Annotated in this window: 7 protein-coding genes, 1 tRNA gene and 1 pseudogene; 2 read left to right on the top strand and 7 right to left on the bottom strand. The window is 60.5% G+C overall.

The annotated features are described in order from the left end of the window. A partial coding sequence (gene parE, locus VIM95_RS16440; protein WP_331987861.1) for a DNA topoisomerase IV subunit B occupies nucleotides 1-1964 on the bottom strand: 1964 nt, incomplete at its 3' end. A gap of 72 nt (nucleotides 1965-2036) precedes the next feature. Further along, nucleotides 2037-2720 carry a hypothetical protein gene (locus VIM95_RS16435; protein WP_331987858.1) on the bottom strand — a complete coding sequence of 228 codons (684 nt, stop codon included), beginning with the start codon at nucleotides 2718-2720 and terminating at the stop codon, nucleotides 2037-2039. A 424-nt stretch (nucleotides 2721-3144) separates the two neighbouring features. Here VIM95_RS16435 and VIM95_RS16430 point away from each other — a divergent pair, with 424 nt between their 5' ends. Beyond that, on the top strand, nucleotides 3145-3675 hold the full coding sequence (locus VIM95_RS16430; protein WP_331987854.1) for a cysteine hydrolase family protein: 531 nt from the start codon (nucleotides 3145-3147) through the stop codon (nucleotides 3673-3675). Nucleotides 3676-3922: 247 nt separating this feature from the next. On the opposite strand, the gene VIM95_RS16425 is transcribed toward VIM95_RS16430, so the two are convergent. From VIM95_RS16425 to VIM95_RS16410, 4 genes are all read right to left on the bottom strand, one after another. Continuing rightward, the gene (locus VIM95_RS16425) at nucleotides 3923-4420 is read right to left on the bottom strand and encodes a type II toxin-antitoxin system VapC family toxin (protein WP_331987851.1); all 498 of its coding nucleotides are present in this window, start codon (nucleotides 4418-4420) and stop codon (nucleotides 3923-3925) included. A gap of 2 nt (nucleotides 4421-4422) precedes the next feature. Further along, a complete protein-coding gene (locus VIM95_RS16420; protein WP_331987847.1) occupies nucleotides 4423-5154 on the bottom strand; it encodes a hypothetical protein in 732 nt (243 codons plus the stop codon). A gap of 197 nt (nucleotides 5155-5351) precedes the next feature. Further along, a tRNA-Met gene (locus tag VIM95_RS16415) sits at nucleotides 5352-5427 on the bottom strand. Nucleotides 5428-5488: 61 nt separating this feature from the next. After that, entirely contained in the window at nucleotides 5489-6313 is an 825-nt protein-coding gene (locus VIM95_RS16410; protein WP_331987844.1) for an undecaprenyl-diphosphate phosphatase, read from the bottom strand. A gap of 176 nt (nucleotides 6314-6489) precedes the next feature. Between VIM95_RS16410 and VIM95_RS16405 the strand changes: the two genes are divergently transcribed. After that, nucleotides 6490-7701, top strand: coding sequence for an HD-GYP domain-containing protein (locus VIM95_RS16405; RefSeq protein WP_331987841.1), 1212 nt, complete (start codon nucleotides 6490-6492; stop codon nucleotides 7699-7701). A gap of 185 nt (nucleotides 7702-7886) precedes the next feature. Here VIM95_RS16405 and VIM95_RS16400 read toward each other — a convergent pair. Then, nucleotides 7887-8046: pseudogene (locus VIM95_RS16400) on the bottom strand (IS110 family transposase); the annotation flags it as partial.

Below are 8046 nucleotides of genomic sequence, written 5' to 3'. Positions count from 1 at the left end.
CCTTCGGCGAGATTCCCGTTTTCCTCCAGCCAGGCACGGCGGCTGGAAGCCTCGCCCTTGCCCATCAGCATGGTCATGATGCGGCGGGTATCTTCTTCCATCGCGTCAAAATCGATCTGCAGAGTACGGCGGGTATCCGGGTTCATGGTGGTCTCGAACAGCTGCTCGGCATTCATTTCGCCCAGACCCTTGAAGCGGCTGATGCTCCAGCTGTTCTCGCGCACCTTCTCCAGCCGCAGCTTGTCCAGCACGGCTTCCAATTCGCCATCGTCCAGCGCGTAGAACTTGCGCGGCGGCTTGGCCTTGCCCGAGCCCGGCACGTCAATCCGGTACAAGGGCGGCTGGGCGATGTGGATATGGCCGTTCTTCACCAGCTGCGGGAAGTGGCGGCAGAACAAGGTGAGCAGCAGCACCTGGATGTGCGAACCATCCACGTCCGCATCGGACATCACCAGGATCTTGCCGTAGCGCAGGCCGGAAAGGTCGGCCGGGCCATGCAGGGTGTGCGGGTCCACGCCGATCGCCACGGCAATATCGTGGATCTCGTTATTGCCGTAGAGCTCGCCCTGGTCCACCTCCCAGCTGTTGAGCACCTTGCCGCGCAAGGGCAGGATGGCCTGGAAGTCCTTGTCGCGGCCCTGTTTGGCGCTGCCGCCGGCCGAGTCGCCCTCGACCAGGAACAGTTCCCGTCGGCTTACGTCGTCGCTGGTGCAGTCGGTCAGCTTGCCCGGCAGCACGGCCACGCCGCTGCTTTTCTTCTTGATGACCGTCTTGGCTGCCTTCATGCGGCTCTGAGCCTGGCGGATCGCCAGTTCGGCCAGCTTCTTGCCATAGTCGAGGTGTTCGTTCAGCCACAACTCGAACGGGTCACGCACCTGGGTGGAAACCAGCCGCAGTGCGTCCCGGCTCGATAGCCGCTCCTTGGTCTGGCCCTGGAACTGCGGGTCCAGCACCTTGGCGCTGAGCACAAAGGAGGCGCGGGCAAACAAATCTTCCGGCAGCAGTTTCACGCCCTTGGGCAAGAGGTTGTGCAGGTCGATGAAATTCTTGATCGCGTTGAACACGCCATCCCGAAGACCGGTCTCGTGCGTACCGCCCGAAGGGGTGGGGATCAGGTTCACATAGCTCTCGCGGGCAATGCCGCCCTCTTCGGTCCAGGTGATCACCCAGGCCGCGCCTTCACCGTTCGAGAAGCTCTCATTGGCCTCGGTGATATAGCGCTCGCCGCGGAACAGCGGCACGATCAGCTCGGCATCGGCCAGCTGTTCGTTCAGATAGCCCGCCAGGCCATCCGGGTAGGTCCAGGTCTGGGTGTCGCGGCTGCCGTCCTTCTTCTCGGTGATCAGGGTCACCGTAATGCCGGGCAGCAGCACCGCTTTGGAACGCAGGATGTGCGACAGCTCGCCCATGGGGATATTGGGCGAGTCGAAATACTTGCCGTCCGGCCAGCAGCGTACCGCCGTACCGGTGTTCTTCTTGCCCACTTCCTTGACCAGGGTCAGGGGCTCGATCACAAAGCCGTCGCCAAAGGCCAGAGCATGCTCGCCGCCCTCGCGTTTCACGCGCACCTCCAGCCGGGTGGAGAGCGCATTGGTCACGCTCACGCCCACGCCGTGCAGGCCGCCCGAGAAGCTATACGCCCCGCCATCCTTCTTGTTGAACTTGCCACCGGCGTGCAGCTGGGTGAACACCACCTCCACCGTCGGCACCCCCATCTCGGGGTGTATGCCCACCGGAATGCCGCGACCGTCGTCCGATACCCCGATCGAGCCGTCCTGGTAGACCACCACCTCGATATTCTTGGCGTAACCGGCCAGCGCCTCGTCAGCGGCGTTGTCGATCACTTCCTGGATGATATGGAGCGGGTTCTCGGTGCGGGTATACATGCCTGGCCGGTGTTTTACCGGTTCCAGGCCCTTGAGCACCTTGACGGAAGATTCGTCGTATTGCGGAGCGGCGGCCATCTCAGAGTTCCTTGCAGCAGATGGCGCGGAGTCTAGAGCCAGTTCCGGCCCCTGTCACCCCATATAGTCCCCCTACTTCACTCCTCCGCTCAGCACGATGGAGAACTCCCGCCCCGGCTCCACCCCCAGGGTGGGTAGCAGCGTGTCGGCGCTGCGTATCTGCCGGATCGCGTCGGCATCGACCGGCTTCTTGTCGTCCGAGTCATCGAGGAAGTTATCGGTCAGCCCCAGCGAGGCCTTGCCCAGCGCCGAGCGGGCGGTTCGCATCAAGAAATTCTGCTTGGCCTGGGTGCCTACCCCGGCCAGCAGCAGCTCACGTGCCGCCTGGGTCCACACCACCGGGCTCTTGAGCCCGGCGCGGGCATCCTTGTCCACCGCAAAGCCACGCACCGGCCGGGTCAGCGTTTCCTTGCCCTCGGCATCAAAGCAGCGCAGCACCCGCGGGTTCACATTCACCCGCTCGGCCGCCAGGTTGGACCAGGCGTCGGCCTCGAACACGCACTCGCTGAACTTGCCCTCCAGCCGCGGTAGCCGAGAGAGATCGGCAATTCGCAGGATCAGGGGGGTAGGCAGTACCGCGCCATCTACGCCAGATGCCACGTCGGCCCCTATCGCTACCGTCACCGGTACCGCCTTCTGCCAGATTGGTGGCGGCGCCGGTGGTGGGGCGGGCGTTGCCGGTTCGGCAGCCTGGCAGCTCGCGGCCAGGGCCAACATCAGAGTGGCGGCAGGGGGGCACATGGCAAGGTAGCGCATGGCAGTCCGTTTCAACGAATTGTCGGGAACGTCCAGCCAGCCCATCTTCGTCGCAATACTGCGTTGCTCATGCAAAATTTCTCCTTACATATATGCATATATGCCGCGTCGAAATTTTGCACTCGCACCCTGTCTTGCTTAGAAGCTGAGCTTGCTGGAAGTCCCCTAACACCTTTCCATACTAGCTGACGGTGCGCGCAGTGAGCCGGTAATGCGGGCGTTGACGCTACCGTCAAGCGCGCGGCAAGATGAAGGCATGAAACGCCTTGCCCTCACTACCACCACCCGCACCACGACCGCTTACGGCGGGCGTGCGGCTGGCGGCTAGGCGATTTCAACGCCGTATCCCCACCCAGGCCCCGCCAGCAATGGACGGGGCCTGATCGTTTCTCCGTCCATGTTGGCCACAACAAGGAGAAACACCATGTCCCTGCGCCCCGCCCTCTTGCTCATCGATATGCAGATGGGCCTCTTCCACGGCCCCGCCCGCCCGCACGATGCCGACGGCCTCTTGGCCCGCTGCTTGGCTTTGATCGCCGCCGCCCGTGACGCCGGAGCGCCCATCTTCGCCGTCCGCCATACCGGCCCCGAGGGCTCGCCCATCGCCGCCGGCAGCCCGGCATGGCAGCTCCTGTCCGAGCTAGGGCTGGACCCGGCGCGCGACATGATCTTCAACAAGACGCGCCCGAGCTGCTTTTACGGCACCCAGCTCGCCAGCTGGTTGGCTGAGCGTGGTTGCGACAGCCTGGTGATCGCCGGCATGAAGACGCAGTACTGCGTGGACACGACCTGCCGGGTGGCGGCTGAGTTGGGCCTTAAGGTACGGCTGGCGGCCGATGCGCATAGCTGCATGGATACGCCGGCACTCAAGGCGGAAGCCATCATTGCCCACCACAACGCTACCCTGGCCGGCCCCTTCGCCCAGGTCCTGCCCACGGCCGATATCCGTTTCTAAGGCAGAAACGCAAAGACCCCGGCGAGTGCCGGGGTCTGGGGAACGCTGCAAAGCAAAAGGGCTACGCCGTAGCGTAGCCCTGAAATGCTGGTTGCGGGAACCTGCTTCATTTCCCAGAGACGCATACGTCTAACTGAAAGGGCCGTACGTGGTGAGGCGAGTTGGTTCTTTTCAGCTTTAGGCGTGGATGGGAAGAAATACTAGAGAGTTAATAACTTAAGGTGAGCAAGGTATGGGTGCTACCAAGTTACTGCAATGGACTGAGGTCTAGGATCCCTTGCTTGGCAGCTTCCGGTAGAGGAAGGTCATCGATCTTCACGACTTTCACGTTCAAGCGCTTCCCAACTCGAGCAACATCATCGTCATCCGAGTAGATGGTCGTAGCACCCTCTGCCTTGGCAATGCATGCGATTTGCCAATCGAATTTAGCTTTGGCCCAGGTTTTTGCGCCTTGGCGCTTATCCCCTGTAGTTTTCGCGCTATCGAGCAATAGTGCACATTCCATTGCCGCTTTTGTAGCAAAGGGAGCTATGCGAAACATGCTCTGGGCATTGATGCGCTGGAAGTAACCATCCCTGGCCGTCCCCGCTTTTGCCATCCATTCGGTTAGAACAGGGGTAGGGATTAGTATCTTCGTACGTTGTTTGCCCAGAGACTGGATTAGATCATCCAGCTTGGCCCGCTTGTCACCAGCGAGTTTGTCATTGAAGAGATCAATCAAGACTGAGGAGTCGAAGACGACCAAATCTAACCCTCCCGTAGCTTCTTTAGTTCTTCTTGCGGGCTATCCATAGTGTTCCACTCGCTGCCGGGAATCGCACGCATAGACGTTACTAGTGCTTCAAGCGATGTTTCTTCAAGCAACTCAAAGCTCTGAATGTCGAAGCTATCCAGCTCCCATTCGCCTTCGCTACTACGTCGCCATTTCCCTCGTCCTTGTGCACGAATGGGGGCATCAAACAGGTGCGATGCAAGCTGTTTGGCAACGTCGCGCTTGGTGTTGCATCGATAGTATTGCCCAGTCTCAGCCTCAAGGGTGACCGGTACTGAGTCGTCACGCCCGCCGATGCGGATGACCACGCCATCGATCTCGCCCTGCTCAAGCAGTACGAGCTCTTGAGTAAGTGGAGTTTTGACACCCTTGAACTCAAGTATTTTTGCACCCTTGTGCTCGCGCAGTGTGGCGCTGGCATTGTCTTCACGCAGTAGGCGATTGATTGTTTGCTGCGCCCGTGCGACATCTTGAGGAGCGTCTTCAGTCCCAACCAAACGAAGGCGAGCTGCCACTTTGGGTTTCGCCTCATGCTCTACAGCTACTACCGGGACAGCGCTTCCTTTGATGACCTTCTGAAAGTGGACACGGTCTTCATTGCCGAAAAGCACAGCTAGCTGAGTCAGGTACTCAGCCAAGCGAGACATCGGTAAAGTGTCCGGTGTCCATGCATCGATTCGGAAATTGTAGAGATAGGGTTGTTCCACGGCGTCCTCCGATGTGAAGTATTGCACCGGCGACGATTTAATCAAAGGGCTCTGTAGCGCCCTCTCAGGGAGTCGGTGATGGAGGAGGAAGTTCTATCGCGACGTTGAGATGTCGTTAGAAGGAAGGTTCGACATGAGTCGATGCAAAAGCAAAAAGCCCCTGATTTCTTTAACAAAATCAGGGGCTTACATGTCTGTGGTTGCGGGAACAGGACTCGAACCTGTGACCTTCGGGTTATGAGCCCGACGAGCTGCCAACTGCTCCATCCCGCGACAGAGAAAAAGATTATGCAGCACCCATTGAGGTACGTCAACCCTATTTTGGTATTTGTCTTCAGTCAGCCCACTGTACCAGGCCGCTGTAGGCGGTGAAGAGCACCAACAGGCCAAAGCCGATGCGGTACCAGGCAAAGGCCACGAAGGTATGGCTGGCCAAAAAGCGCAGCAATGCCCGCACCGCGATCAGCGCAAATACAAAGCTTGCCACAAAGCCCACCGCGAACAGCACCAGGTCCTGGCCGTTGAGGCTGTGCCAGTGCTTGAGCAGACTGTAGAGCGAAGCCGCGCCCAGCACCGGGATGCCCAGGAGGAAGGAAAACTCGGTCGCCGCCTGGCGCGACAAGCCAAAAAACAGGCCGCCGATAATGGTCGAACCGGAGCGCGAGGTACCGGGGATCAGCGCCAGGCACTGGCACAGGCCGACCTTGAGTGCGTCGCCCAGCTTCATGTCCTCCAGCCGTGCCACGCTCACCGTGTGCTGGCGTTTCTCGGCCCAGAGGATGATCACGCCGCCGCCGATAAAGGTGATCGCCACCGTCACGGCATTGAACAGCACCGCCTTGATCTGCTCGCCAAAAAGCTTGCCCAGCAGCAGCGCGGGTATGGCTGCCACCACCAGGTTGATCAGTAGCTGCCGGCCTGGCCCCGGCTCGCGGGCATGGCGCACGGCGTTCACCAGTCGCGCCTGGTACTGCCACACCACCGCCAGGATGGCGCCGAGCTGGATAAAGATCTCGAACACATCGCGCTTCTCCTTGTCGAGAAAGCCGAGCAGATGGCCGGTGAGGATCAGGTGGCCGGTGCTGGAGATAGGCAGGAATTCGGTGATCCCTTCGACGACGCCCATCACGAGCGCCTTGAGCAGCAGGAGGAGGTCCATCCAGTGAATACCTAGGGCAGGGAAAAACGCGATTATAAGCAGGCAGGCCGGTACAACCCTTAATGTCGACTGCGCCATCTACATTCCTGCTTTACCGGCTCGGCGGTTTTGATCCGCTAGGGACTCGGCTAGACTGAGAGCAAGCCGGCGCAGAACGGTTCAAACGGGACCTACTGATGATCAAGCGCATCCCCTCAGCCGAGATCAGAGTCGGCATGTATATCCATGACCTGGCAGCCGACTGGTCACAACATCCCTTCATGCGCTCCGCCTTCCCGGTCAAGACCGAGAAGGAGATCGAGACCATCCTCAACTGTGGCATCCCCGAGGTCTATATCGATACCGACCGCGGCTTGGATGTGCCCGATGCGCCCACCCAGGAAGAGGTCAACAGCGCCTTGCAGGCTGAGATGATCGCTATCGCCGAGAGTGAGCCGGCGCCGCGCATCCGCATCTCCACCGCAGAAGAGATAGGCCGCGCCAAGGCGATCAAGAACCAGGCCGCCAATCTGGTGCGTAGCGTCATGGCCGACGCCCGCCTCGGCAAGGCGGTCAGCATGGAGGCGGTCGAGCCGGTGGTAGCGGGTATCACCGAGTCCATTCTGCGCAATTCCGGTGCCTTGATTGGCCTAATGCATATCAAGAACAAGGACGACTATACCTTCCTGCATTCGGTCAGCGTCTGTACCTTTCTGGTCGCCTTCTGCCGCTCGGTCGGGCTTGATCCGGAAACGACCCGTCAAGCAGGCTTGGGGGGGCTGCTGCATGACACGGGCAAAGCCTTGGTACCGGATGAGGTTCTCAACAAGCCCGGCCGGCTGACCGACGAGGAGTTCGACATCATTCGCCGCCACCCGCGCGACGGCTATGAAATCCTGCTCAAGACGCCCGGTATTGGCGATATCCCGCTCGACATCACCCTGCACCACCATGAGCGGGTCGATGGTTCGGGCTACCCCGACAAGCTGGCCGGCGACCAGATCAGCACCTTGGCCAAGATGGCCGCCGTTGTCGATGTCTACGATGCCATCACCGCCGACCGTGTCTACCACAAGGGCATGCCGCCCACCGACGCGCTGCGCAAGCTATTCGAATGGAGCAAATTCCATTTCGATCCGACCCTGGTGAAGGCCTTTATGCGCTGCGTCGGCATCTACCCGGTCGGCACCCTGGTGCTGCTGGAGAGCGGCCGGCTCGGCATCGTCACCGAGCATAACGAGGAGAGCTTGCTGCAGCCCAAGGTCAAGGTGATCTTTGACGTCAAGAAGGGCTACCTCGCTCCGCTGGAGGTGGATCTCGCCAAGCCCATGGGCAAGGGGGGCGCCGACAAGATCGTCAGCCATGAGAGTCCGTCGAAGTGGCGGATCGACGTTCAGCGATTTATGTAGTCGCTCTTGCTGTTGTGGAGGGCTGATGCGTTAGATCAGGCGCCCGGCGTAGCCGGGCGCTGACTGGCAGTCGATGCTCATGGGCGCATCGCTTTATTAGAGCCCATCCCCCCCGCCCCTGCCGCCGCAGGGGTGCCTCGCTGTCGCTCGTCGGTGACCCGAACCCGTAGATACTGTTATTCGAGTCAAGCGGCGTGCAATGCCGGATTGAATGGCACGCCGGACTTCAACACCCCGAAGGCGACCTGAGCCAGCTTGCGCATCATCGCCCCAATGATCAGCTTTGGGGGCTTGCCATTGGCCATCAGACGATCACGGAACGCCCGACCCCAGTCGGTACGCCAC

Source organism: Chitinimonas sp. (genome assembly GCF_036568685.1).
GTDB lineage: Bacteria > Pseudomonadota > Gammaproteobacteria > Burkholderiales > Chitinimonadaceae > Chitinimonas.
The sequence above is the reverse complement of the archived record's forward strand: the minus strand, read 5'-3'. Positions and strand labels throughout refer to the sequence as shown.

Excerpts from the sequence above, each read along its gene's own strand:
- VIM95_RS16435 (WP_331987858.1), bottom strand. The coding sequence starts at position 2,720 with ATGCGCTACCTTGCCATGTGCCCCCCTGCCGCCACTCTGATGTTGGCC.
- VIM95_RS16430 (WP_331987854.1), top strand. The coding sequence starts at position 3,145 with ATGTCCCTGCGCCCCGCCCTCTTGCTCATCGATATGCAGATGGGCCTC.
- VIM95_RS16410 (WP_331987844.1), bottom strand. The coding sequence starts at position 6,313 with ATGGACCTCCTCCTGCTGCTCAAGGCGCTCGTGATGGGCGTCGTCGAA.
- VIM95_RS16405 (WP_331987841.1), top strand. The coding sequence starts at position 6,490 with ATGATCAAGCGCATCCCCTCAGCCGAGATCAGAGTCGGCATGTATATC.